We start from the raw sequence: 26,705 nt of genomic DNA, 5'->3' as shown, positions 1-26,705 counted from the left end.
ATATGAAACTGTGTACCTGGTAGCAAACCAGTTACTTAAAACGGAAACAGAATATTAAAATATTCAACAGCACCTATTATGCTAGCCGGATATACTATAACACTACCTATAATATTCATTTGCAAGATCTACCAGTATCATGGAAATTCCCGTTGAGAAGTTAATAAATGTATTAAACATAAGGATTTATAAAAGATAAAATTATCAATATATTATGTCAACTGTAGCAGATGTAATAATTAAAACACTCGTAAACTTCGGTGTAAAAAGAATATATGCAATTCCGGGTGATTCCCTAAATCCTATAATCGATGCAATACGGAGAAATAAAGATATAAAATATGTTCAGGTAAGGCATGAAGAAGGCGGTGCCCTCAGTGCTTCATACGAATCAAAATATACGGGGAATTTGTCAGCCTGTATGGGAACTTCAGGCCCCGGTTCAATACATCTGCTAAACGGATTATACGATGCAAAAACGCAGCATGTTCCTGTAATAGCTTTAACAGGTCAGGTGGAAACAGAACTGTTGCATCATGATTATTTTCAGGAAGTAAACCTGGTTAAATTATTTGATGACGTTTCTGTCTTCAATGCGAGAATTATAACACCGGACAATGCACATTATTTAATATGGAAAGCCTGCAGAGAGGCTATAACGAAGAAAGGCGTCGGGCATATTGACATGCCAGTAAATATTTTAATGGAATCATGCAAAGAAGAGGACTTATCATATTACATTAATCCTGTAAGTTATAACCCCGGAGGCCTTGATGAGGCTGTAAATTTGATTAATAATAGAAATAAACCGGTTATAATGATCGGTGGTGGTTCCAGAAACTATCGTGGAGAAATAGACAAATTTGCCGAAAAGATAGGAGCTCCGATAATATATTCATTGAACGGCAAGGGCGTGTTCAACGATAATGATAAAAAGGTGATGGGAGGCATCGGGCTTCTGGGTACAAAGCCATCTATCAAAGCAATAGAAAAATCCGATTTAATAATATTTCTGGGTACCATATTTCCATACACACAGTTTTTGAAAAAGGTAGACAATATCCAGGTGAATACAAACATAGATGATTTGAATAAAATAATGAAGGCAAATTATTCTTATCTCTGCGATATAAAATATTTCCTTGATAACATAAATGTAAATAAAAAGGATAAAAAATTCTATCAGGAAATGCAGGACGAAAAGACAAAATGGTCAGAAGATATGGCCAGACTCGCGAGTAACAATAAAAATCCTATAAGGGCTGAACTCTTAACAGATAAAATATCAAAGAAAATTGAAGATGATGCAATAATAATTACAGACACGGGCAATGTAACCCTATGGTCAAACCGTTTTCTTAAGGCAGGTAACAACAATAAGTTTTATTTTTCATCCTGGTTGGGTACCATGGGTTCCGGAATTCCAGGATCAGTAGGTCTTGCCTTTGCATCAGGGAAAAAAATTTATGGCCTGATAGGCGATGGCAGCTTTGCAATGACTATGATGGAATTAATTACCATTAAAAAGTATAATCTGCCGGTTAAATTAATTGTATATGATAACAGCATACTGGGCATGATTAAACTTGAGGAGGAGGTAATGGGATATCCGGAATATGGCGTGGACTTATACAACCCTGACTTCTCAAAACTTGCAGAATCAATCGGTATTTTAGGGATCAGGATTGATACTGTAGAAGCACTGGATACAGGGCTTGATAAATTTTTTAAATACGATGGGCCGGCAGTGCTTGATGTTGTGACCGAAACAAACGAAACTCCGATGCCTCCAAAACTTAATTTCAAAGTTGCAGAAAAATATGTAACATCAATATTAAAAGAAAAATTAGAAACAAAAGATTAATTTAAATCAGGTCTTCCAGCTGTGAAACAAGTTCGGGATATTTTAACTGGACTCCTTTCAATATTTCTTCAACAGATATACTTGTCATTTTCACGTCAGCAACAACGTCAACAAGCTTGTCCAGTGTCTCATTTGAAAGTGTACCCAATTTTTCCTTTGCAAACCAGTTTCTCAGATGCTTCCTCTCGAATTTGTCCTTTACCATGAGATCGTAATTCTTCATCATTTCTTCTGAAAAATCATTTTCATCAATCGCTTTCTTTGAGACCTGGGCTGCAAACTTTCCGGATATCATTCCGTTGGCTATACCGCCACCGGTAATAGGATCTATAAGCCTTGCTGCGTCTCCTATTGCAAGAAGACCCGGAAGGCTCATCTTATCCTTTACCTTATTAACTGAAACTCCGCCACTTATCTGCTGGATTATTCTACCCTTGCTATATGCAGGATGTGATTTAATCCAGGAATCAAGATAGTTTTTCACGTCAAGCCTGTCTTTCATCATTGTTATTGTTACGCCGATTCCAACATTAGCTTCATGCGGACCCTTTGGAAATACCCAGAGGTATCCTGCTGGTGCTATAGAGCCAAGATAGAAGTCTGTGAAATCCTCATTAGAATCAACGTTTTCCATCCTGTATTCCAGTGCAGATATTATATCATTCTTCTTCAAAATAGGTGATTTTAATCCAGCCCATCTTGAGAATTCACTTTCAAATCCGTCTGCTGCTATTACCATTTTTGCGCGCACTTCTACTTCTTCCCCGTTATGCCTTATCTTTGCGCCAACAACTCTGTTCCCTTCTTTTATTACTGACATAGCAGGAGATTTTATCCATATTTCTGCCCCTTCAGTTGCTGCAAGTGTGGCAATATGTTTGTCGAATTTATCTCTCTCAACAACAAATCCAACTTCATTCCCTGCACTCTCGGCGGTGAGCATAATAGGCTTTTTTTCTGATGGCCCATATATACGCGCTCCTTTGACTTCGTCTGATATCCAGTGTGCTTCCGGCTTTATATCTACTTCTGGCATCCATGCTTTTGAAATTCCTTCACCGCATCTTACCGGTGACCCTATGTCTGGCCTTTTTTCAACAAGCAACGTTTTCAATCCGTATCTTGATGCATATCTTGCAGCAGAACTTCCTGCTGGACCTGCACCTATTACAAGAACATCATAGTTTAGCATGGAACCACTCCGCTGATATTGCCCCGGTAGGGCATCCAATTACACAAAATTCGCATTTTATGCATTTATCCTCATTTATAGCTATTACGGTCTCATCTAAATTAATCGCGTCTGTGGGGCACATTCCAACGCAGGCTCCGCAATAGTCGCAAAGCCCTCTGTCCACATCCATCTCGCTCTTAACTTTCACTTCCATAAGCGTAAAAGCTACATACCTATATCTATTTTTTGCTTTTGACTATAACAGTCAATAGTCATTAGTTCATTCCTGTTTATTATAGAATTTATTTGATTTTTCTGATACTACCTGAAGGTTTATATTATACACTGTATAACAGTGTCAATTCTATATACCTGCTTCAGTGCATAATGCAGTTTCTATATCAAAATAACTTATAGACAATGATTATATTGCATATACCGGCAAAAATTCCTCCGGCATATAATTGTAAAGAGAGCATATTTAAATAAATGTGCAATTTACAGTTATATCTGAAAAAGATGATATTGTAGATATATATTTTACCTATCATCTGGATAATGTGATTAAAATCAATTCCAACACAACGGGTATATTTGCGAGCAGATGCTGATGAAACTAGGAGAAGAATAATTTCTACTTCTTCCAAAACCAGCCCAACTAAATGATGGAATATTTAAAACCAGGATTTCCATAGTTAATATAGTTTTATATTAAAAATTTTATTCGATAGAAACAATATCGAAATTTCGAGACGAATAGATTACCTGGTTTATAAACTTTATGAATCTAAAATATTTATAAGAGATTTTCTTTGATAATACAGGGTTATTTAATGATATTTATCTATGTTTTTTAAAAAAATTTATATGCCTATTTGATATAGGACACCTATTGATAGAACTGGATGATGATATCCTGGCGCAAATTGCCTTGCAAAAATTTCAATTTGATATACACAAAGTTAAGGTAGTTGGGGGAATGGCAGTTCAGGGTGCATCTGGATTAAGTTATAAATTTGATTATATAATTGCTTCAGGGGAAGATAAAATCGCCGTAAAGCTTGCAAATTCAGATATCACAACGAATGATATCATGGTTTTTAATTCCCAGGCTACAGATGCAGGCATTGCAAGAAAAATTTTAATAAGTGAAATTGAACTTGGCGAGTACGTAAAAAAAATGTGCAACATTTACGGTATTATAATATCAGACCCACGAGAAATCGCCACACCGGATGCTTTCCGTGCAAGATTTGGAATTCCTATCCTCGATGCGAAATTATCCGGAGGGCTCAGGCCCGGGTATGTGTATATGATATCTGGCAAACCAGGTGTGGGTAAAACAACACTCTCAAGTACCTTTCTCTCATACGGTGCCAGTATCGGTGAAAAGGGTTTGATGATACTTACCGATACTTTCCCTGACCAATTTATTGATAATATACGTACAATGAATATCGGATTTGCAGAAGCATACAAAGATAGAAAAATAGAGGTAATGGAGATTTCCGACCAGATACGGTCAATGAAATCTGATATATCGCAGGGAAAAGCAGATTCCAGAAAATTTATCACAAAACTGGTCACAGAATTAAAGAAAATTATTATTTCCAAAGATATTAAGCGAGTTGTTATAGACCCGATAACGCTTCTTATTATACCTGATGATGATTTTGTTAACCTCCTCTTAAATAGCATGGCGATCAAAGGAGTCACAATATTAATTACAAGTGGTTTGAGGAATAGCAATTTAAGCATTTTTGGCATTGAAGAATATTACACCACAGGCATTATAAAACTTGAATATAGACCGCAGAATGATATAAGTACCAGAACCGGAAGCATAATAAAAATGAGGGGCACTGCCTTCGATCCAAATCCATTTGACTTTAAAATTACTGCGGACGGCATAGTGCCTTTGAGCAATCTTAAAATGCCAGAACCGGAAGCAACAAAATCAAATCGGGAAGCTATTGAAGGCAACTCACCAGAAAATCCGTCTTCAGATGACAGCCTGTTTAGAAGTATAAGGTGATAATCTGGGCAGACGAACTGTAATTTTTGTAAATATAATGAGTATACTCTCTATAGTTTTCATAATCATCGGTATTGCTTCAGCTTTATATTCGGCATTGATTTTAAAGAATGGCACTACTTTTGATTATATATTCACCGCTTGGTTCTGGATTGCAAGTGTGTTTTTCGGAATTCAGAGTGTAACATACTTTCTATCCTTCCACCGCAGTGTTACTGAATATACAGATACAATACATGATTCTTATGTACCGGGGCTTCGTGGCAAAGTAGCTGTCCTTGTACCCATTTTCAATGAAGAAGAGGAAATGGTAATTACTAATCTGGTAGCCATTTATTCCAACGCGGGAGAAGACTCTGATATATATGTCCTTGATGATTCAACACGTGGCGATTCTGCTCCTATAATAGATTTATGCCGGAAACTGGGGATGAAATACATACACCGTGAAAATAGAAGTGGATACAAGGCCGGTGCATTGAATAATGTCCTTAAAACACTGGAAGTACCATATGTTGCAGTAATAGATATAGACCAGACGCCGGCTCCTGATTTTCTACGGGAGACTACAGCTTTGCTGGCAAAGGATCCAAAAATAGGGTTTATCCAGGTTCCACAGGTATACTCAAATACTGATTCAAGCATCCTAGCAGAGATAGCACAGGCCCAGCAATTCATATTTTATGACATACTCACGGAAGGTAAAAGTGTAGCAGGCACATTATTCTCCTGTGGCACAAATGTAGTGTATAATCTAGATGCATTGAAGTCAGTAGGTTATTTCGATGAGAATAACATAGTTGAAGATATAGCCACATCTGTTAACATGGCAATAAATGGATGGACCGGTGTATATTACAATAAAAAGTTAGTGTTTGGGCGGGCTCCGGTAACGATGCAGGGATACATTAATCAGCAATGGAGATGGATGTACGGTTCGCTGTCTTTAATGCCAAAAATTGTCAAAAAAATCCTTTTAAGCAAAAAATTCTCGCCGAAACAGAAATTAGACTGGTTTGCAACATCAACATGGTATATCTTCGGCTGGTTTTATCTAATTTTCCTCCTTTCTCCGATACTTGAAATTGTTGGAATACGGGTTCTGACAATAAACAATCTTCTTTACCTTCTTGCCTGGTTGCCATATACTATACTTCTCATGACAACATTTACCCTTTCCCAGGTATCTAAAAAGGCACCATTAAGGTTTGTCTTCTATAATATGGCCGCAAATCTCCTGATATTCCCGCTGAGCATTTCTACTTCAATCAGTGTGTTACTGAAAAAATCCAAACCATTTACAACAGCCAGAACAGGCGGAAACATTCCTCTGTACCGTTTCTGGCCACAGTTCACAATTCTAATCCTCCTGCCTCTTGCTGCAATTTATCTCATTTTACAGCACAACACTTTTTCATATATTACTGCGTTCTGGGCGTTTTTTCAGTTCACACTTCTCATGCCGGTATTCTGGTTAAATAAAACCCCGCGTGCATCATCAATGGATGATCCTGCCTTTAAAAACTCTATGTAGGTTTGTATTCATTTAATTTGGCGGATTCCAGAAGCGTTTACATGATAAAGCAATTTTAAGGCTTATGATTTAGCAATTAAAAGAATATTTTTATAGATTTATATGTTATAGAAATTAATGAAACCGGTAAATTTTGATCTGAAGCTTTCAAAATATTTTGATATTTCTATAAATTTTAACTCCCGGCAAATAGCATTGTTCCGTGCAACCGGGTATAATAGTGCTGGCTGCCTTATTAGGGATGGCCATGATTTCCTTTTTAATCTTTTTATCCCGAAAACAGATGATATTACAGCCTTAAAACCCTTCTTTCAACTGGTTGATATAGAAGAGAAGGCGCGTTATTATTTTTACAGTGAAAAAATTCAAGACCCCTACTTATCAGGATTTTTAGGAGACCTTGATAGCATAAACGGGCTGGTAATCAGCTATGCCGGTATTGAATCTGGCAAATTAAAATTACAAGGTTTTATGCATACAAACTCTGAGACAGATTTTTCTAATTTATTGAGCAAGTATAACTATATGCAGGTAAACATTGAAAAACTAACCTTTAAACCCTCCATGGGCTTTTATAATTTTATGAAGAATATGGAGATTCCGCTTAAAAGTATCACCATAAGCCTTCCCATGTCCGAATTTTCGCAGTACCAGATTATCAAAGTATTGAAAGGCACTAATACAGTAATTCAGTACGTAGACAATATCACCAAGGGGGGGAAGTTCAGAATTATCCTTTATTCTGATAGTAATCTGGGTAATGTTGAAGGCATTAAAGTTATATCAGACATTGACCACATATATGAAACCAGTATAGATGAAAGTATATTGGTGTTGTTTGCATCAAACATCATAAAGAATAATATAACATCAAATTTTACATTTATGTATGAAAGTGAAGATAAGCTATTATTAAATTTTATCGTTCCAGAATTCATGGCAAAAGAATACTTTAGGCTGATAGTAGATACTGAAATAGATTTAAAAAATTTTGAATGGGTTACTCTGGAATCCTATGGAGATTTAGACAATTTTGAACGGTTATTTAATCAGTGATAGTATACATGCCCCTTATTGTAAAATCAATTATCAACCTGAGCCAATATATGATAGAAAGTGGCATGTCCCTGAATGATGATATAAAGCCACACGATAGTGGTAATCATACATTAACAGAATATATAATAGCAGCCGGGGAGGATCATGGCATATAATGTTGGAAGAAGAGAATGGAACATAGAAGAGAAACTTGCAATAATTAAATAGATTGGAAATGCAGAAAGTATTCACCGACATACTCCCACTGCTAAAGTGTGGTTCCTACTTTTCCTTATGATTAGTCTTCATCCCTCACAGTCCGGACGGTTTTGCAGGAACCAGTTGTTGAGTTTTAAGGTAGCTACCGGTTATGATGTTGCCTCTCCAGGGGTGTCAGTGTTCCCTTTGTACGCATCTCTGTCTACATGCAATTTGAATATGCCTTTTGCCTGAGGCATGCTGTACCGGGGGACAGAGGCGTTTCAAACCAGTTACACAAGTCCTAACGGATCAATGATATACTCAGGATTTACTGGCATAACTTGCTTAAAAGTAGTATAATGCCTCAGTATTGATATTTTATAAATATATAGAATTTACACATTCATCCTACAGCTGAAACAGTGGGCTTTCTGCTACGGGATAATGTGAATGCAGGATAAATAAAAAGAGTTATGCTGTATTTAGATTGGATAGCATTAGGCCTGATGCTGCAAGGATAGGTACTGATATAAGAAAGATGAAGGCTGGAAATAAAAAGCTTAAGAAAATGCTTGCAGAGAAGGGGCTGAATAATTCATGATTAATTAACCTTAAAGATGGTGTACTTACACAATATATAGAACAGAAAATTCCGTAACCTCCTATGTTGATTAAGCATGAACAATTGTTTATATATTGCAGGATAAAAAGAAAACATGATTTAATAATTCAAGGCCGTGATTTATAACAATGTAAACGTTTTGACACATAATGTATGCTAATGCTTAACAATTTCTGATATATTTTTGTCAATGTTTATATGTAATTAAAAATTATATCCGAATGGATAATAATGAACCTGTACTCGAATCTAAATTTCAACTGAAAAAAGGAGCAGTGGGCAAATGGCATGCTGTTTTTCAGGCATATACACATGTTGCACCTTCCGGTGATATCGGAATATTGCTTACCGGCGTTGCACTTTTTGCACTTGGAGCATCGCCGCTGGCTGTGTTGTTATCATGGGTCATTTACCTTTTAATGGTTAATACAAATTATAGATTTAGCCAGAGAGTTTCACATGCTGGAGGGTATTATGCAATCGGCGGACATGGAATGGGGGGCTTTTACGGGTTTATGAATGGCTGGATTTACCTTCTTGACGAAATGATAATTTATCCAAGTTTCGGCCTTCTTGGTTTTGCTTCAGTCATATTTCTATTGAGCCCTGCAATATCTTCAATACCATTCATCTGGGTGCCATTGATACTTATTCCCTTCGCAACCGGCTTGTTGTTTAACTATTTCGGCATAAAGCCCTCCCTGGTCTATCTACTTATTACCGCCACGGTTGAGGTCATATTCCTTCTGTCAACAAGCTGGTATATTATATTTACAATGGGGCCTGCAAATACTTTAAGCGTGTTTTCCCTTTCAGGGATTAATGTAATTCCATTCATCTTCGCGTTATTATATGGTATTGAAGCTTATGGGGGGCTCGGTACAGTTATAGGCATCAGTGAGGAAACAAAACAGTCCAAATTCAATATTCCAAGGGCCATAATAATAGCGGCCATACTGGCGGGCGCAACACTTATATCAGCTATGTATGCACTGACAATTGCATGGGGGCCGACCAGCATGACCAGCTATGCAACATCGCCTGATCCTGGATTAATTATATGGCATAGATTTTTCGGGCTTCCGGGAGAGATAATACTCCTGTTCTTCATACTTAATGGCTATATTGCATATACTGTTGCGAATCCTATAGTGCAGTCCAGAGTTATCTATGCCATGGCACGTGATGGAGTTTTTCCCCGGTGGTTCGCAGTTACCCATAAAAAATATAAAACACCATACCGTGCGGTCATTCTCGTTTCAATTATAGCACTTATTGTTTCCATGGGATTGTCATTTCCATTCGGCCCATTTGACGCTGCAATTATAACAGGGGCCATGGCAGGGATCGGCCTGGTATCGGCACATGCAATGTCAAGCCTGGCTTATATAAGATATGCAAGGAAAGACAATAAAATTAAGTATAGTATTGTCAAGGATGCAATAATACCAGTAGCCTCGCTTATAATTCTAATTCCAATTATAGCATTTGCATTTGATGAACTGACGTGGCCCTATATACTATCGCCTATTCTGGCTGGATTATGGGTTCTGGGTGCATTTATATTTGGATTATACCTGTATAAAAATAAGAGAAAAGACCTGGAGAATGCCGGGTCAGAAGATTTTTCAGAGGTGATTACCACAGATTAATATATTATTATCCTTTGAATATTTGATCATACCAGTCTTTTCTTACCTTCCCTGTTAGATCAAAATATACATGTTTTATATATGTAAATTCTTCCAGGGAATAGGGTGATAATGATGCCCCATGGCCACTTTCCTTATATCCTGCCCATGGCATTTCAGAGGGCACTACAACATGTTCATTGACCCAGACTGTTCCGAATCTTAAATCCCTTGTAGCTCTAATGGCTGTGGTAATATCCGATGTCCAGACAGAGGAACCGAGTCCATAAGTAACGTCGTTGCTTCTTCTTATTGCATCATTATAATCCTTAAATTTTAATATGGTAAATACAGGGCCAAATATCTCCTCTTTTACAATTGCAGAATCCTCATTCTCTGTGTAAATAAGTGCAGGGTTTATATAATAACCTTTTTCGTGGCCCGGTATCTCAGGCCTCTCTCCTCCTGAAAGCAATTTTCCGCCTTCTTTAATCCCTTTTTCTATATATCCCTCAACCCTTTCTCTCTGGGTTTCAGATATTAATGGCCCCATATCAGTTGCCGGGTCCATCGGGTCCCCAATTCTTAATTTCTGTATCCTATTTTTCAACCTTGAAACAAATTTCTCGAACACCTCTTCCTGTATATAATACCTTGTTGAGTTTGCACAATCCTGGCCGTTGTTTACCAATCCGCCCACAATGGCACTTTCAACCGCAGCATCTATATTAGCATCTTTGAAAACTATAAACGGTGCCTTTCCGCCAAGTTCCAGTGAAACTTTTTTTAAATTGGAAGCAGCTAGTACTGACAGACGTTTTCCAACCTCTGTGCTACCGGTAAATGCTATCATGTCCAGCTTTTCGCTTTTTGCCATTTCCTCTCCGACAGAGCTGCCCGGACCTGTAATAACATTGAACACTCCATCCGGAATACCTGCTTCTTTCATTATATCCGCAAGCATAAGTGTTGTCAATGGTGTATAGCTGGCTGGTTTTACCACGACAGAATTGCCCATTGCAAGGGCAGGGAAAGCTCTCCAAACAACCATCATTAATGGATAATTCCATGGTGTTATAATCCCAATAGCCCCTATGGGCTCACGCCTTATTGCACTTGTCCCATCTGCAACATATTCATTCATTGCTTTCCCTTCAAGAATCCTGCAGGCTCCTGCCAGAAAACGTATGTTGTCTATGGTATATGGAATGTCATAACCGGATATCTGTTTTATACTTTTCCCGGAATTTTCAGTTTCAACTTTAATAAATTTATCCTGGTTCTGCTCTATAAGATCGGCTACTTTTAGAAGGACATTTGACCTATCACCGGGGGTGGCCCTGCTCCAGGCTCCTGAGTCAAATGATTTTCTTGCCGATTCTATAGCTTTCCTGACATCGTCTCTGGATGCAGATTGGACACTGGCAACAGCCAATCCTGTAGAGGGATTCAGTACTTTCAGAACCTGCTTCCCTGATGATTCTACCCACTCACCATTTATAAACATTTTATATGTTTCCATTGTAATTACCTTACCTGGTTTTCCAGTGTCCCATCATACATATTCTGTATTAGCCTGATAGAATTTTCTTTTGTGAGCCTTCTGGGATTAAATCTGGGGAGATCGTAGAGTTTCTGCCTTGATGAAAATATATAATCACCAAATTTTTCAATATCCGATGCTGGGAAATTTATATCCTTCAGTGTTGTAGGCATTTCCAGGTCTTCAAGCAGCTGGATTATTGCCGGTGGAATCTTTGATGCCACGACTCTTGCCGATTCTCCTTTATAACGTATATTGAATATCCTCGCAAGTGAGCTTATTTTGTTATAGGCAGCAGATATGTTGAAATCCAGTATGTATGGCAATGCCATGCCTACTGCAACACCGTGTATTGCTCCGTATTTTGGCCCAAAAGCTTCGCCAAGGCAATGCCCGAGAACCGATGGCCCGGCCACCCATGGGAATGTGATTACCATACCACCAAGCATAGCGGACATTGACATTGCCGACCTTGCCTCAATATTAGAAGGATCATTATAAGCTGTTCGTAAATTTCTAAAAATCAATGACGCAGCCTTTGTGGCTATGCCATCAGAAATAGGATTTGCTTCTTTGCTGATTAATCCCTCCACATTGTGCGCAAGGGCATCCATTCCACTTGCTGCAGTAGTCCTGGGGGGTGCACTAACATTCAGTACAGGGTCTACTATTGCAGTATCTGCAAGAAGGTTGCTGCTGGCTGCCCATGTTTTATACATGGATTCCCGGTTTATAACAACGGACATGTTTGAAACTTCGCTTCCTGTTCCCCCTGTTGTGGGTATTAAAATCTTGGGAAGCCCTGGATTTTTAAATTTATCCTCGACTGGCGTTAAGTATTCTGCAGGCTCTCCCTTATTGGTTACCATGGATGCCACCATCTTGCTGGTATCAAGCACGCTCCCTCCACCCACTGCAACCACCGAGTCAAATTTTCCATTGCTTCTTGCAAATTCTACTGCATTCACGATGTTATCCATTGTAGGTTCATTGGAAATTTTATCGTAAACTTCGTACTTTATCTGAGATTTGGAAAGTGATTTTTCAATGTTGTCCAGCAACCCGAATTTGTAAACATTAGGATCAGTTACAATTATGGTATTTTTCTTTCCGATTTCTTTTAACTGTTCGCCAACGAGCATGGATTGCCCCACACCGAATAAAATACGTTTTACCTGGTCAAATTTCAATTCATTATTATAAGTATATCTGTTTTCAAAATCATCCATTAAAATATATATTAAATGTGAATATAATTTTTTTGTTTGGAATTTAACTCATTACTGAAAACCAATTAATATAACGGCATAGTTAATTGATGAAAATTCTAAGATTTAGATAATATTTATATTAAATAGAACAATAACAAATTATGAAATTTAATGTTCAGACAGAAAATTTCCCTGAATCTTTCTATGTATTTATAGAAATTCCCCAGGGAGGAAACACAAAGCTTGAATATAAATTTGATGTGGAAAATATAGTTTTAGATAGGATACTTTTCACATCAATGGTATACCCGACAAATTACGGGTTTGTGCTTAACACAAAAGCAAAGGATGAGGACCCACTGGATGTCCTTGTTATTTCATCTGTACCTATACCTTCGGGTACCATAGTTAAATGCAGGGCTATCGGAATAGCTGAAATGAGCGATGAGGAAGGTTCTGACAATAAGGTCATAGCGGTACCGCTGGATAAGGTGGATCCAATGTCTAAAGAATACACTGACATAAAGGATGTCCCTGATGCCGTTAAAGATAAGATAAAGCATTTCTTCCAGCACTATAAAGAACTGGAAAAGGGCAAATTTATGACCTTCCATGATTTCAAAGGAAAAGATGAGGCCATTAAGCAAATTAAAGAATCTCTTCTTTGATAAATTAATCTAATTCCAATAAAATATCTCTCAATTTTGTTATTTTTATATTTTCAGATGGTAATTCCCTGGTCGCATAAAGAATTTTTAGCTAAGTATTTAAAAAATTTCCATGATGTTGTTTATCATATATTATATAAAAATTACCTTTTTATTTTCGCATGATATGCGACAGCTAATCCTTTAAAATAAACGTATTTTTATAATTTTTCAATTATGGAAATTTTCGATAATTAACATTCGCGTATATATGCTTTTTCATGAATATTTAAATATAAGTATGCAATAAACAACTATTATGGAAAACTCTAATACTATGAAACACAATATAATAAAACGAAAACCAAGGCTTAAAAAAGACCTGACATTTAATCAAATGCTTATGGTTGGCCTGGTAGGTGCATTTGGTAACGGAGCATTATTTGGAACAGTTGCTATGATAACTATCGCAGGCCCCGAAGCTATTCTTGCTTTTATACTGGGTGCTGCTATATATTCCCTGATAGGATTGACATACATGGAACTTGGAGTTACCTACCCGGAGGCAGGTGGCCCAACGAGATATTCCATTTATACACATGGGCGATGGACAAACATCATAAATGCCATGTCCGATATTATCTGGTACCTGTTTATACCGCCGGTTGAAGTAATCTCCATAATAGCAGGCATAAATTATTTTGACCCCATATTCCTGGCTTCAAGCGGGGCTCCTACATATATTGGCGTTGCACTGGGGCTTGCGCTTATGCTCGGGCTAATTCCATTTAACTATTACGGAATAAAGCAATTCGGAAAATCTTCACTATATACCGGTGCTGTTAAAATATTCTTTTACCTGTCAATGTCCCTTGGACTGGTATTCTTTGCCTTTGATTATGCGAATTTCTATAAATATGGCTTTGCCCCATACGGAGTTGCTATTCCTCTATTCTCTATAATGCCCTACGCCATGTATGATTTCGGAGCTATACGGGTGATACCTGACCTTGCTGAGGAAACAAACAACAGAAGCAAAATGCCCCGTGCAATAGGTATGGTTCTGTTATTTGAAACATTAATATACATAAGTGTAGCCTTTGCTATTACAATGGGGACAAACTGGTCCCTGATAGGCGTAATACCCGGAAACTTCCTGGGCGTGCAGGCAGCTTTCCATGGAAATAATCCATTTTTCTTGCTGTCGAAACCATTCCCATTTGTATTTATAGCTGCTGTAATTACTGGAGTATTAACTCCATTTGTTACGGGTTATATTTACCTTGGTTCAGGAACAAGAGTCCTATTCTCTATGGGAAGATCCGGTTATGTATCAAATAAATTAAAAAATATAGAAAGCAAGCACTCAATACCATTATGGTCTTTGATTGTATTCGCAGTAGTCGGTGTAGTGCTTGTATTCGTGACTGCACCGGTACCCAGCATATATACATTTATAGACGATGCAACTGCGGCTGGATACATAGGGCTGATAACCAATCCAATAGCCCTTATGGTAACAAGGAGACAGGGAATAACAAAAAAGAAAGATATGGTACGTGGAATGAGCATAATAGCACCACTTGCTACAGCCGGTTCCGCTTTAATTGTGTTCTGGACAGGATGGCCATCTGAACCCTATGCTGTGATACTTATAGCAGCTGGGGCAGTGCTGTTCGGTGCGCTTTCAAAGGTAAAAATAGGTGCAAAAAATGCCCTGTGGTACGTATTCTTTATAGGATTCGCAACTTTTATGGTAGCTACCAGCCACGATGGATTGACATCTGCTGTATTTCCGCAATATTTTTCATACATACAGGGAACTATCATAACCTTTATAGTGGGACTCTTTGTAATCTATCCGCTTGGTGTGCTATCTGGCTTTAAAAAGCAGTTTATACACAAAGACTTTACTGAGCAGCTATACACAAAAGAGGGCGAAGCCGATTGGAAAGATAGCCAGAATAGTAAACAGGAAGCGAAGGAGTTCCAGTAAAAATTTAAATTTTTTAGTATTTTATGAACGTAATAAATTTATATTATTATAGAATAACTATAACATATGGTAAAAGCTTTGGAAATTGTTATTGATAGAAATTCTGAACAACCACTGTATTTGCAGATTTACAATCAGATAACATATAATATTTCAACAAAGAAATTAAATAAGGGTGATATACTGCCTTCATCCAGAACCCTTGCAGAAGTTCTAAATATCAACTTTCACACTGTTAACCAGGCATATCAAAAATTGCGCACCAATGGAATTATTGTTCTTGGAAAAAGCAAGAAATATGTAATTGCAGATGGCAATAATTCGGAAAAAGGAACAAAATTAATTGAAAAAGAAAAGGATATGGTGAACGAGGCACTCGCAATGGGTTATACTGAGAATGATATAATTGAGAGCGTAAAAAGAATAATTTCTTCCATAAGGTCAGATTAAAATTAATCCACAATAACCTGTGGTGCAACAATATGCATGTATCCTGATGCAATGGCAATTTTTATAAAAAGATGATATGATGAAGCCAGCAAGCAATCTACATTTAACGCTTTATCATATAATACACATTTTTCTTTTTTCCCATATCATAAATTATCTTATTTGAATTGGAAACAAGTTCCTCATGCCCTTCTTTTCCTATAAACCCATTCTTCTTCGAGTTCCAGTACATATCGTATGTTTCCAGCAAATGCCTAGGAAACTGTGCAATGCTCCGTAAATATTCAGGCATCATATCAACTATAAATTTTGTTCCGGTATCAATTAACTTTTTCTTTTTACCCGCCAGTTGCAATCCGGTAATCTTGCCCCTTAAAAATTTATAGATATAGAATGAATAGGATGCATAGAACTGCACCATCTGGTCAAGTACCGGGCCTACATGTGTTTTCATAACCGGTGTAAGGACATCAAATCTATCCCAATCCAGTGTGAAAAGCGACTTTTTCTCCAGTGCCTCATCGAATATTCTGGTACCCGGTAGCGGCGTATATATTGAAAACTGTAGGGCGTCAGCCCCAGCTCTTGCCAGTTCCCGTGAAAACCTGACCGTGGATCTTAAATCACGGTATCTTTCATATGGTGCACCAACCATCATGCCAACTATGACAACAATGTCATTGCCGGATAGAATCTTAACTGCCTGCGCAGATTGCGGTGTAAATTCCCCCTTATGCATTTTCTTTAATATTTCTTCACTGCCAGATTCTACACCGAGGAATGAAATGCTCATTCCAGCCTTAGCGGCCTTTTCTATTAGCTCCGGATGGCGGGATGTTACATCGACGCGCATCTGCACAATCCATGAAGTATTAAGATTCTTTTCCAGTATCATATCAAATAAAGCTTCCCTGTGTTTAACATTTGGCTCCACTATGAATATGTCATCAGTAAAGAATATCCAGTTATACCCGTAACTTTTAGCGTTCTCCATTTCTTTTATAATACGTTCGTTGGATTTATTTCTCCAGGTATTTCCCCAGGTTGGCGTAACTGAACAGAAATCACAGCCATAGGGGCACCCGCGGGAAGTCTCCAGGCACATAACCCTGTCATCAGTGCCAAATACCTTGAATGTGTATTTAGATGGATCAAGAAGTTCAAGTGGGGGCATCGGAAGCGTATCAAGATCCTGTATTAACTTTCTGGGCATTGTCCGCTTGATGCTTCCATCATCCCTGAAAACTATTCCATTTATCTGATTGAAGCTTCTATTTTCCATTATTGCCATAGCTATATCATAAATAGTTTCATCTCCTTCACCCAGGACCGATATATCGAAGCCCGCTTCTATCAATTCCTCCGGAAGAAAAGTAGCATGGTGTCCACCTGCCACAAGAACTGTATCAGGTTTAGCTTTCTTAACACCACGGGCTATATACCCTGCATTATTGTGTGCAGCAGTGGCATGAAGTGTAATTCCCACCAGGTCAGGCTTAAAATCAAGAATCTGGCTTATGGCGTCATCCAGGGAGATATCATCTGCTTCCATGTCTATAATTTTTACTTCACTATCCGGTATCCTTTTGATTTCTCCTGCTAGAGCTAACAAACCCAGGGGTGCCGGAAGGAAACCCCATTTGTTCAAATATGCTGACCCGGTACGATTGCTGGGCCTAACGAAAACTGCCCTTAATGACATACTATTAATATAATTTACAAATATTTACGTTTTATGCAGTATATACTATAACAATTATTTATAATCCAATGAATATAATATTGCTAAATCTCTTTTTGAATGGAATTATAGTTAAAACATTATACTGGTTTAAACACAAATTTTATTAAAGCAAAAACAATTAAATTTTATGATTACCTACGTAACGGAAGAGGATGTAAAATCAAATTTGAAAATGGGCGAATGCATTGAAGAGTTAAGAAAAGCCTTCAAATCTTACGGAAATGGTGCATCAGATGCCCATCCAAGGGATAGAATAATGAATAATAATAGCATGCTTAATACTATGCCAGGAGTTTATGGGGCTCGGCATTTAGCTGGATTAAAAACCTATTATGCAGGTCCATCCGGAATACATTTTGTAGTTATAATATTCAATACTGAGAAACCTGAAGATCTTTACATACTGGAGGCAAACACTCTGGGGCAGATCAGAACAGGAGCACTTGCTGCAATGGCCACTTCAGAGGTTGTCAAAGAAAGAGCCATAAATTTCACCTTAATTGGTTCGGGATTCCAGGCCGAATCACAGTTTCTGGCAATGAAAGAGATCTTTAATTTAAAGCATGCCCACGTATACTCAAAGAATCCCTCGCATTCGAAGGCATTTGCAGACAAATTTGGAATAGAGTCCGTTGATTCACTTGATGTTTTAAAGGAATCAGATGTCATTACAAGCATTACGAATAGCAATAGCCCTATATTCAACTATAGCCAGTTGCCTGAGAGGTACCATATAAACCTCGCAGGCTCAAATTTTCCTATCAGAAGAGAGGCTGCACCTGATGTACTGGACAACTCAGACGTGGTGATAGTGGAAAATCTTGAACAGGCGATGAAAGAATCTGCAGAAATAATGGGGGTGCAGAAAAAGGAAAAAATAGTGGAGTTGAAGGATTATATGATAAATAAAGGCAAATACCCCGGGAATAAAACTATATTCAAATCTATGGGTATAGGATTGGAAGATGTTGCAGCTGGTTATGTAATATTAAAAAATATGGGAATAATAAATTTCTGATTTTTTTATTGTTGTTATACAGAATCCTGTATTATTGACATTCCATTTATGGAAGGAATGCCGGTGAATACGTAAGTGACACCTGTATGCATCTCTGTGCTGTTCAGATTGAATGTTAAAGTTTCACCATTTAATCTATATGAGCTGGAATTTATCCTATATAAAGTTACATTTCCATTGTCGAGAATAGTGATATTAATCCCTGATGCAGGTATTTTATAGCTACTGTTCAAATACACAGATATGCTGTAATTTCCGGGCAAAATATAGGTGGTGTTGCCGGAATACACGTTCTTTCCCAGATTTTCTAATTTTTGAAAACTGGACATGTTTTTATCCGGTATCGGGCCATAGACCTTTCCGTTAGTATGGTCAAATTCCTTTGAGCTATAGGAAACATTTAATGGATTAAATATTAATGGTTTTCCTGTATAATGGAGTTCAAGTGCTATCACACCGTAACCCTCAGCAAGTATGCCATAGGAACCACTATTCATATACTCCAATGCAAGATTTGCAAGTGATATATTATGCCTGTTTCTAGTGTAGGTCTGGCTATCGTTCAAATCTGCAATTAGGTATTTAAAATGCACAGATGTCGATGAAATATTATTGTACGGAAATGCTGTTGCGTTTAAATCTTTATAAAATAACGGGTAAATGTTATTTCCGGTTACAAGGGATGAATTCATGCTTATATTATTTTCCAGTGAATATACAAAGTGGTTCCGTTCTGCAGAATATCCTGCTGAATCATTTACAATATTATGGATGCCTGAAGGTTCCACAGATACAGGCGATATGGGTGACACCACTATAAACGCTGCAATTGCAAATACAGCAATAACTAACATGGTATTTTTTAAATTCCTGGCCGCCCGTTTAGTTTTAATGGAAGGCGTAGGCTTGAATTCCATCATTTTAGATATTCCAAATACGGCAGCGACAAATATCATAGGTATAAACATCATTGAGTACTGGTATCCTATAAAATAATAAGGTATGTATGAGGAGGTCATGGCATATACAAGATATGGAATAGCCGGGATTAAACCAATAGGGAAACGGTAAAATGCAAAATCAACGGCCAGAAATGCAAGAACCAGGAAGAGAAGCTTAATCTGGTAATTGGCGATAATATAAGTCATGAATCTGTATGGATGGAGAAAAAATGTTAAAACAAGGCCAGTTATACTTCTCGACGCAGAACCCGTAGCTCCACTTGCGAAAAGCAAAATACTCTGGCTATGTGCTATGTCTCCTTTGAGGTACCCTGCTGCAGTATAGTATATAAGTAAAACTATAAGTGATGTGATAAACAGGTATGCCATTTTTTTTGTCTGCTCACCGGATTCCTTGAAATAATACCTGGATATCATCATTTCCATTATTAATGTCATCACTACAATAAAAACAAAGGAAGCATGAAGGCTTACTATCAGGGCAAGAAAAACAATATTCCACGCCATCCTGTTTTTAATGTAAAAATAAATTGCCATAAAATAAAAGAATGGGAGAAATATCATTAGATGGAAATCAAAATAAATCGGGCTTTCTGTTAAGGGTGAAAGTAGAAAGGCACTTGCTATTATAAATGAATAAAGTGCAGGATTTTTTATGTTTTCAGGGTATTTTTCCTTTATCCTGGAAAAAATATGCAGGGAGATATAGTAAAGTGGAATTGTTGCGAAACTTAAGAATACTGCCTGAATAATAAGCAATATGTATGGATTCGGATAGATGTAAAAGACACCGAGGAGGGCAAACATAAATGGCGAGAAATGTTCTGCAAGATAACTCTCTCCAAGCAGGTTTGAATAGAATAATTGGCCGTGGAGAGAAGAATAAAATGCCTGTGAATATAATCCCAGATCCCATGCATAAGCATTAAGTGTATATGCCTTTAAAATAGAATAAAATGAAAAGAAAATAGCGAATATAATGGATAATACTATAATTATACTGTGGTAATTTACTGTCTTTCCATCTTTAAATATGTTTTTTATCCGGAAGGGCATCCACTCAAATTTCATCTAATTGCCAAGTCCTTATTAATATATTTATTTTATGAAATAACGGATAGCCATTGCAATATTTTATTGAGAAATAGTTTTTATATATCATTTAAAGTTTATGTTATTGATATTTTAAATAAACTGTATATCTGTCAGTATCAATTATTCATAAAGTTAATTAAGTATTCTGCACATTAATTTATATTGGGTGCTGTTGAAACTGTGATATACTGATGAAAAAATAATAAAATAAATACCTAAAATAAACGGTTTTAACCGTATTTAAATTAAGGATGAGGCCTATTACAGGACAGTCAGTGATCATATCTTTATGCATAAGTTTTTATTTAGAATTTATATACCTATTTATTGGGTAATATAACTGAATCTTTTAGCTCTGGCGTCACATTTCAGTATTCGGCAGTTGCCTCTATGTTTATTTCTTCCAGCCTGTTTTATTTTTTCATAGCACATCTCCTTCCTGTTTCAGTAGTAGGTTCAATATCCCTGCTATACGCTATAATGAACATAATGGCTGTTGTGTTTGTGTTCGGGCTTTCAAATGGTGTGCAACATTATCTTTCCTACCACCTTGTACGGGAAAACCATGGCGCTGTAATGAAGTTAATGAAACAAACTATTTCATTTTCAATAATATTAGCACTTGCGGCTTTTAGCTTTATGTATTTCTCTGCAGGTGAAATTGCAATATTATTTTTCCACAGCAGCGCCTATGTGCTATCAATAAAGCTTATTGGAATAGCAATAGCTGGTTCTGTCATGATCAATGTATCCGGTTCTATGCTGCTTGGATTAAATCAGTATAAAAAATATTCACTGATTTACATTTTCATAAATATTTTTACCTATTTCTTCCCGCTTTCAATGCTTTTTATTACTGGAAAATCCGTATACCTGATAGCCGGGCTGGCAACAATTAATATTATAAGTGCCCTGCTTTTCATGATTTTTGTTTATAAGGTGTATAACAGGCTTAGCGGGTTGCAGACAAAAGCGGTTAAAGAACCTTATCGCAATCTTGTTTACTATTCTATTCCATTATTTTTTTCATCAATAATGGGAACAAGCGCAACATATATTGACAGGATAGTTGTTTCTTATTTTATTAACCTTTCATATCTGGGAATTTATAATTTTGCCCTGATCATAGCATCTGCTGCCACATTCCTTGTGGTACCAGTTTCAAACCTATTAATTCCAAAGCTTTCATCCTTCTTCTCACTGGACAATAAGGAAGGCTTCAGAAAAAGTATCAGAATTCTCCTGAACATTGTCTCACTTATTTACATACCTGCAGCACTTGGCATAGCCGCACTTTCTAGAATAATACTCTATGAGTTTGCAGGTTCGGATTATACAATAGCTTATATTCCGCTCATCATAATAATGTTCATTACATCTATTTTTATCGGCACAACAGTTCTTGCATCCGGAATCTCCAGTATAAGAAAAACTAGAATATTTCTTTATTCTTCCGGTTTTGCACTGGCATCCAATATTATTCTATCAGTTATACTCATACCAAGATTTAATATTATAGGTGCAGCAATTGCCTATTCATCAATGAATGCAGTTAATTTTAGCATAGTTTATTATTACGCCAGGAAGTTTTCTGTAAATAATTATGATATTTCCAGAGTAATAAAAATATGGATTTCAGCTATAATTATGTTCGGCATAATATTTACGATACAGGGCTTATTCCCATATACAATGATAAATATTTTCATATACATACTGGCCGGACTTTTGATCTATCTTGTGGAAATCAAAGTGTTCCACCTGATAAGCCAGGAGGAAATGGGGTATATAATATCTGTAATACCGGAGCGCTTTAGCACATTAAGATATATGGCAAAGCGTATGGCTTACAATGAACAGAAAGGAAATTATGACAGGCTTTTCAGATTTATAAAATAATTGCATGGTAAGATTTAAAAATAATACTGTAATGGAAATATATAAGAAACAATGCACATAATAACCGTATAAATGTTAACAAATATGTGCAGTAAAATAGTTAGTCCGGTGACCTTATGGAGAAATCAAATAATTATATATCTGTCATAATTACTGCATATAATAGAAGGCAATACGTTCTGGACGCTTTAAAGTCATCTACAGAGCAATCACTATCCCGGCAATTGTACGAAATAATTATTGTTAAAAACTTCAAGGATACAAATATTGATGCTTTCGCGGAAGAGCACAATGTTATTAATGTTTATAGCGAAAATAAAACACTCTCCGGAAAAATAATAGAGGCTATGGGTATTGCCAGGGGAAATATTCTGTGCTTTCTGGATGATGATGATATGTTTTACCGGGAAAAACTTGAATATGTATTTAAAAAGTTTAATGAGAACAAAAATCTATGCTATTTGCACAATAATTTTACAGCGATAGACAGAGATGGGAAACCACTGGCTTATTATAACAGAAATCCCGATTTTAATATGTCTTCAATATCTATCCGGAGGGAAACCATTAACGGTGATGCATTTGGGAAGGTATCAAAAAGCATTGACACATTGATTTATTTATATGCGAAGGAATCCGGGATGGAACTGGAACTTGACAGCAGGGAACTTACGTATTACCGGGTTACAGATCAAAGTGTAACACATTCTTTCACAGATTTCAATTCTTTCATGGAATTTTCCTACAATTCCCTGAATATTATACTCAATTCATATATTCAGATGCTTCCACTTTTTCACTCCAGAGAAACCCGTGGAATTATTAAGCATAAAATCAGCTTTACAAGGATTAGGCTGAATATTTTTGGTGGCAATGTAGCCAGATTAAAAGATTACCTGGTTTTGTTATATACACCAGCACTGGAATCCCGGTCATATGAAATTAAGGTTGCCATTGCATCGCTCTTTATGAGAAAATATAGTGCGGGCAAATTATACAAAAATGAAAAAATGAAACAGGAAGTAAAATAAAATTATACTATTGCAACAGGGGAAACAGGTGATGCAGTGGCTCCCATGAAAGGTATGGGCGAGCATACAAATAGGAAGCGGTAAGCCCTGTCCTTTGCCATTCTGTGGAGGCTAAGGTTGTCTATTATATGTATTCCAGCTTTGGCAATTAAATACTGGTGTACCGGCAATCTTGTATTCCTATCCTCGGGTGGAACAACTTCCGATGAAGGAGTATCACTCCCTGTTACTGAAATTTTTAGTTCGTTTAAATACCTGGCAAGTTCGTACCCTATTCCAGCAGAAGAATCATAAAATTTGTCGTATTTGCCTGGATTTGAAAACTTTGAAGAAGCCCCGGTATGGAAAAACATTGCATCCCCCGGTTCCGGGGTTATGCTGTTATCTTTCAGGAATTTTTTAACTTCCTGCACAGTAATCGGGTAACCCCCCTCTAGAATATCAGTACCACTGGCTGCGGCTGCATCAACCATTATTCCACCAGTTATAATTGGCCCTGCATTTTCTACTCCAAGCTTTTTATAGCCTGTATTTGTAATTACATCATTTACCGGGATGTTGTTGAAAAACTTCCCATCATAAGCCATATGGGACAGTGCATCAAAATGTGTCCCGGTATGGTCACACATTTCAAGCCTGCCAAGTGAAGGGCCATATTTATTGGCATATTTTTCCGTAAAGCCATTATCATAGGGCCTCAACATAATATCAAAGAAATATGGGCCATGTGTAGGCCTGTCTGCCATTCCGTTGTAAATAGTATGTGACATGCGATATACTTTTCCAGTCTCAGGTATTTTAAGTGATTTCATTACCTTTATATTATCAATCAGGTTCAGGTTTCCCCGCTGGTCATCCTGGCCAAAAACAGAAGATAGGTCGCTCTCAGTGTTATATGGTTTATTTCCATTTTCAATATTGATTTTTGCCATACCTGTGCATATGCAATATCTATAAAATTATAACGCCATGGAAATCAGAAAATAGTTTTCCCTATTGCAACATAATAATCCAGGGAATCTGGATTTTTAACGGAATCCCTGTTCAAGATATGTTCTGGCAATTCGCCTTCAAGAATTCTTCTTACCGGAACCTCCATTTTCTTCCCATTTAAAGTATAAGGCACAGACGGGGCTTGGAAAATATAATCAGGAACATGCCTGGGTGAAAGGTCATCCCTGATTTTGCTTTTAATGGCCCTAACCAGATTATCATCAAGTTCTGTATTTCCTTTCAGAACAACAAAAAGTGCTATTCTGTATATTTTCCTGGAATCCGTATAACCTATAACAATGGAATCGTCCACCATTTCGATCCCATTGAGGGATGAATATATCTCGCCTGTTCCGATCCTTATACCGTTGCGGTTCAATATTGCATCGGATCTGCCATAAATTATTACCCTGCCCTCATCATCTATGGAAATATAATCGCCGTGCCTCCATATGCCGGGATAATAGTCATAATAACTCTCATAGTAACGTGTTTTATCCGGGTCGTTCCAGAAAAATACCGGCATGTCTGGCATCGGATCCATTATTGCAAGCTCGCCCTTTTCATTGACTACTGGCTTCCCATCCGGATCAAGTGCCTCTACATGTGCTCCGAGCCCTCTGCACTGGAGCATGCCACTATACACAGGCAGTGTAGGCGAACCAAGGCAGATAGCAGAACAGAGGTCTGTTCCACCGCTTAAAGAGGAAAGCCATACATTGCCTTTAATGTGTTTATATACGAATTCAAAAGCAGCAGGGGATAATGGGCTGCCTGTTGACCCTATAAACTCGAGTTTATCCAGCTGATACTGATCCTTAATTTTTATCCCGGAATCCATCAATGCTCCAATATAAGCAGCACTGACACCTAAATGTGTGATACCGTATTTTTCGGATAGTTTCCATAGTATGCCTGTATCAGGATATGACAGGCTCCCATCGTAGAGAAATATAGTTGAACCGGCCAGCAGTCCGCTAACAAGGACATTCCACATCATCCACCCTGTTGTGGTAGCCCATGTGAATACACTATTTTCCCTAATATTCATATGCAGCATTATTACCTTCAAATGTTCCAGGAGTATTCCACCATGTCCGTGCACAATTGCTTTTGGTTTTCCTGTTGTACCAGAGGAATAAAGTATCCATAGTGGATGTGAAAATTCAACCTTTACCGGCATAAAATCACCATTGCTGTCTGGAATTGAAATCATCTTTGTGAAATTATGTATTTCTTTATTTCCGGTAGTTATTGCAATCCGTACTTCAGGAAGTGATTTCAAAATTTTAATTGCATTTTCAGTTCTGTCATATAATTTGCCGTTGTATGAGTATTCCGGGGAAACTACCAGCACCTTAGGGGAAATCTGCGAGAATCGCTCTATAACGCCTTTAATGCCGAAATCGGGAGAGCATGACGACCATATTGCCCCTATGGACGCTGTTGCAAGGAAAGCTATCACAGCCTCAGGTATATTCCCGATATATGCGCAGACAGTGTCACCAGCAGCTATCCCGTTGTTTTGAAAATATGCAGCGAGAGAAGAAACTTTTTGCCACAGGCCATGGTAAGTTATAACCTGCTCTTTTCCTTCTTCATTATATGAAATAATCGCAGCTTTTTCCATATCACGCATTCTGTACACACGATCGGCGTAATTAACCATTGCACCTTCAAACCATCTGGCATTTACATTGTTTCCAGATAATATAGAACTGTATTCCCCCAAATTCAGTCCGGAGAAATCTGCAAGTGCTCCCCAGAAGATTTCAGGATTTTTTACAGACCATTCCCACAGCTCCTTATAACTATTGATATTAGTATGATTATTTGTATTCACATAATTTAAAAATTGATTCATTGTTGATTTTTCTTTATATTCATTCACTGGTTCCCAGAGTTTTTTTGCCCCTGTATCCATAATGCTTCAACATATCTTTATATAAATAAATTGCTTTAAGCATATATGTTCGTGCATGATACTCTCATGCATATATAATTACCGTAAAATATA

General features: G+C 37.3%; 19 protein-coding genes. 11 read left to right on the top strand and 8 right to left on the bottom strand.

Going from position 1 to position 26,705, the window contains the following annotated elements; genetic code table 11:
• Positions 1–214 precede the first annotated feature (214 nt).
• Positions 215–1,864, top strand: a complete 1,650-nt coding sequence (locus tag fad_RS05320) for a thiamine pyrophosphate-dependent enzyme (protein WP_081142467.1) — start codon at positions 215–217, stop codon at positions 1,862–1,864.
• A gap of 1 nt (position 1,865) precedes the next feature.
• On the opposite strand, the gene fad_RS05315 is transcribed toward fad_RS05320, so the two are convergent.
• Positions 1,866–3,056, bottom strand: a complete 1,191-nt coding sequence (locus fad_RS05315) for a digeranylgeranylglycerophospholipid reductase (protein ID WP_081142466.1) — start codon at positions 3,054–3,056, stop codon at positions 1,866–1,868.
• A complete protein-coding gene (locus fad_RS05310; protein ID WP_009886184.1) occupies positions 3,043–3,252 on the bottom strand; it encodes a DUF362 domain-containing protein in 210 nt (69 codons plus the stop codon). Before fad_RS05310 ends, fad_RS05315 begins: the two co-directional genes overlap by 14 nt.
• 678 nt (positions 3,253–3,930) lie before the next feature.
• On the opposite strand from fad_RS05310, the gene fad_RS05305 reads away from it, so the two are divergent.
• From fad_RS05305 to fad_RS05290, 4 genes are all read left to right on the top strand, one after another.
• Positions 3,931–5,073 carry an RAD55 family ATPase gene (locus tag fad_RS05305; RefSeq protein WP_081142464.1) on the top strand — a complete coding sequence of 381 codons (1,143 nt, stop codon included), beginning with the start codon at positions 3,931–3,933 and terminating at the stop codon, positions 5,071–5,073.
• Positions 5,074–5,110: 37 nt separating this feature from the next.
• The gene (locus tag fad_RS05300; protein ID WP_081142463.1) at positions 5,111–6,607 is read left to right on the top strand and encodes a glycosyltransferase family 2 protein; all 1,497 of its coding nucleotides are present in this window, start codon (positions 5,111–5,113) and stop codon (positions 6,605–6,607) included.
• 117 nt (positions 6,608–6,724) lie between these two features.
• The gene (locus fad_RS05295) at positions 6,725–7,663 is read left to right on the top strand and encodes a hypothetical protein (RefSeq protein ID WP_081142461.1); all 939 of its coding nucleotides are present in this window, start codon (positions 6,725–6,727) and stop codon (positions 7,661–7,663) included.
• 1,026 nt (positions 7,664–8,689) lie between these two features.
• On the top strand, positions 8,690–10,120 hold the full coding sequence (locus fad_RS05290; protein WP_081142459.1) for an APC family permease: 1,431 nt from the start codon (positions 8,690–8,692) through the stop codon (positions 10,118–10,120).
• 7 nt (positions 10,121–10,127) lie between these two features.
• On the opposite strand, the gene fad_RS05285 is transcribed toward fad_RS05290, so the two are convergent.
• Together fad_RS05285 and fad_RS05280 are read right to left on the bottom strand one after the other, a co-directional pair.
• Positions 10,128–11,621 (bottom strand): aldehyde dehydrogenase family protein, encoded by a 1,494-nt coding sequence (locus tag fad_RS05285; RefSeq protein WP_081142447.1) that lies wholly within the window; start codon positions 11,619–11,621, stop codon positions 10,128–10,130.
• A gap of 5 nt (positions 11,622–11,626) precedes the next feature.
• Positions 11,627–12,871, bottom strand: a complete 1,245-nt coding sequence (locus tag fad_RS05280) for an iron-containing alcohol dehydrogenase (RefSeq protein ID WP_081142445.1) — start codon at positions 12,869–12,871, stop codon at positions 11,627–11,629.
• 143 nt (positions 12,872–13,014) lie between these two features.
• Here fad_RS05280 and fad_RS05275 point away from each other — a divergent pair, with 143 nt between their 5' ends.
• The 3 genes from fad_RS05275 to fad_RS05265 all read left to right on the top strand — a co-directional run bounded on the left by fad_RS05275 (position 13,015) and on the right by fad_RS05265 (position 15,946).
• The gene (locus tag fad_RS05275) at positions 13,015–13,521 is read left to right on the top strand and encodes an inorganic diphosphatase (protein WP_081142443.1); all 507 of its coding nucleotides are present in this window, start codon (positions 13,015–13,017) and stop codon (positions 13,519–13,521) included.
• Between the two features lie 298 nt (positions 13,522–13,819).
• Positions 13,820–15,496, top strand: coding sequence for an APC family permease (locus tag fad_RS05270; RefSeq protein WP_081142441.1), 1,677 nt, complete (start codon positions 13,820–13,822; stop codon positions 15,494–15,496).
• A 66-nt stretch (positions 15,497–15,562) separates the two neighbouring features.
• A complete protein-coding gene (locus fad_RS05265; protein ID WP_081142439.1) occupies positions 15,563–15,946 on the top strand; it encodes a GntR family transcriptional regulator in 384 nt (127 codons plus the stop codon).
• 103 nt (positions 15,947–16,049) lie between these two features.
• Here the strand turns inward: fad_RS05265 and fad_RS05260 are convergent, their stop codons facing one another.
• Positions 16,050–17,648: a B12-binding domain-containing radical SAM protein gene (locus fad_RS05260; RefSeq protein ID WP_081142437.1), complete on the bottom strand. Its 1,599-nt coding sequence runs from the start codon at positions 17,646–17,648 to the stop codon at positions 16,050–16,052.
• A gap of 169 nt (positions 17,649–17,817) precedes the next feature.
• Between fad_RS05260 and fad_RS05255 the strand changes: the two genes are divergently transcribed.
• Positions 17,818–18,708, top strand: a complete 891-nt coding sequence (locus fad_RS05255) for a Rossmann-fold NAD(P)-binding domain-containing protein (RefSeq protein ID WP_081142435.1) — start codon at positions 17,818–17,820, stop codon at positions 18,706–18,708.
• A 14-nt stretch (positions 18,709–18,722) separates the two neighbouring features.
• Here the strand turns inward: fad_RS05255 and fad_RS05250 are convergent, their stop codons facing one another.
• Entirely contained in the window at positions 18,723–20,741 is a 2,019-nt protein-coding gene (locus fad_RS05250) for a DUF2079 domain-containing protein (RefSeq protein ID WP_081142433.1), read from the bottom strand.
• Positions 20,742–21,092: 351 nt separating this feature from the next.
• Here fad_RS05250 and fad_RS05245 point away from each other — a divergent pair, with 351 nt between their 5' ends.
• Together fad_RS05245 and fad_RS05240 are read left to right on the top strand one after the other, a co-directional pair.
• On the top strand, positions 21,093–22,664 hold the full coding sequence (locus fad_RS05245; protein WP_236940553.1) for an oligosaccharide flippase family protein: 1,572 nt from the start codon (positions 21,093–21,095) through the stop codon (positions 22,662–22,664).
• Between the two features lie 116 nt (positions 22,665–22,780).
• Positions 22,781–23,695 carry a glycosyltransferase family 2 protein gene (locus fad_RS05240; protein ID WP_081142431.1) on the top strand — a complete coding sequence of 305 codons (915 nt, stop codon included), beginning with the start codon at positions 22,781–22,783 and terminating at the stop codon, positions 23,693–23,695.
• Positions 23,696–23,697: 2 nt separating this feature from the next.
• Here fad_RS05240 and fad_RS05235 read toward each other — a convergent pair whose 3' ends face one another.
• A complete protein-coding gene (locus fad_RS05235) occupies positions 23,698–24,627 on the bottom strand; it encodes a cyclase family protein (RefSeq protein ID WP_081142430.1) in 930 nt (309 codons plus the stop codon).
• Positions 24,628–24,671: 44 nt separating this feature from the next.
• Positions 24,672–26,612, bottom strand: coding sequence for an acetoacetate--CoA ligase (locus tag fad_RS05230; RefSeq protein WP_081142428.1), 1,941 nt, complete (start codon positions 26,610–26,612; stop codon positions 24,672–24,674).
• Between the last annotated feature and the right edge of the window lie 93 nt (positions 26,613–26,705).

Origin of the sequence: Ferroplasma acidiphilum (assembly GCF_002078355.1) — an archaeon.
Classification (GTDB): Archaea; Thermoplasmatota; Thermoplasmata; order Thermoplasmatales; family Thermoplasmataceae; genus Ferroplasma; species Ferroplasma acidiphilum.
This window is presented reverse-complemented; position numbering and strand designations above follow the sequence as displayed.

Bases quoted from the DNA above. Each gene is read 5' to 3' on its own strand.
- fad_RS05320 (WP_081142467.1), top strand. From the start codon at position 215: ATGTCAACTGTAGCAGATGTAATAATTAAAACACTCGTAAACTTCGGT.
- fad_RS05315 (WP_081142466.1), bottom strand. From the start codon at position 3,056: ATGCTAAACTATGATGTTCTTGTAATAGGTGCAGGTCCAGCAGGAAGT.
- fad_RS05310 (WP_009886184.1), bottom strand. From the start codon at position 3,252: ATGGAAGTGAAAGTTAAGAGCGAGATGGATGTGGACAGAGGGCTTTGC.
- fad_RS05300 (WP_081142463.1), top strand. From the start codon at position 5,111: ATGAGTATACTCTCTATAGTTTTCATAATCATCGGTATTGCTTCAGCT.
- fad_RS05295 (WP_081142461.1), top strand. From the start codon at position 6,725: ATGAAACCGGTAAATTTTGATCTGAAGCTTTCAAAATATTTTGATATT.
- fad_RS05290 (WP_081142459.1), top strand. From the start codon at position 8,690: ATGGATAATAATGAACCTGTACTCGAATCTAAATTTCAACTGAAAAAA.
- fad_RS05285 (WP_081142447.1), bottom strand. From the start codon at position 11,621: ATGGAAACATATAAAATGTTTATAAATGGTGAGTGGGTAGAATCATCA.
- fad_RS05280 (WP_081142445.1), bottom strand. From the start codon at position 12,871: ATGGATGATTTTGAAAACAGATATACTTATAATAATGAATTGAAATTT.
- fad_RS05275 (WP_081142443.1), top strand. From the start codon at position 13,015: ATGAAATTTAATGTTCAGACAGAAAATTTCCCTGAATCTTTCTATGTA.
- fad_RS05270 (WP_081142441.1), top strand. From the start codon at position 13,820: ATGGAAAACTCTAATACTATGAAACACAATATAATAAAACGAAAACCA.
- fad_RS05265 (WP_081142439.1), top strand. From the start codon at position 15,563: ATGGTAAAAGCTTTGGAAATTGTTATTGATAGAAATTCTGAACAACCA.
- fad_RS05260 (WP_081142437.1), bottom strand. From the start codon at position 17,648: ATGTCATTAAGGGCAGTTTTCGTTAGGCCCAGCAATCGTACCGGGTCA.
- fad_RS05255 (WP_081142435.1), top strand. From the start codon at position 17,818: ATGATTACCTACGTAACGGAAGAGGATGTAAAATCAAATTTGAAAATG.
- fad_RS05250 (WP_081142433.1), bottom strand. From the start codon at position 20,741: ATGAAATTTGAGTGGATGCCCTTCCGGATAAAAAACATATTTAAAGAT.
- fad_RS05240 (WP_081142431.1), top strand. From the start codon at position 22,781: ATGGAGAAATCAAATAATTATATATCTGTCATAATTACTGCATATAAT.
- fad_RS05235 (WP_081142430.1), bottom strand. From the start codon at position 24,627: ATGGCAAAAATCAATATTGAAAATGGAAATAAACCATATAACACTGAG.
- fad_RS05230 (WP_081142428.1), bottom strand. From the start codon at position 26,612: ATGGATACAGGGGCAAAAAAACTCTGGGAACCAGTGAATGAATATAAA.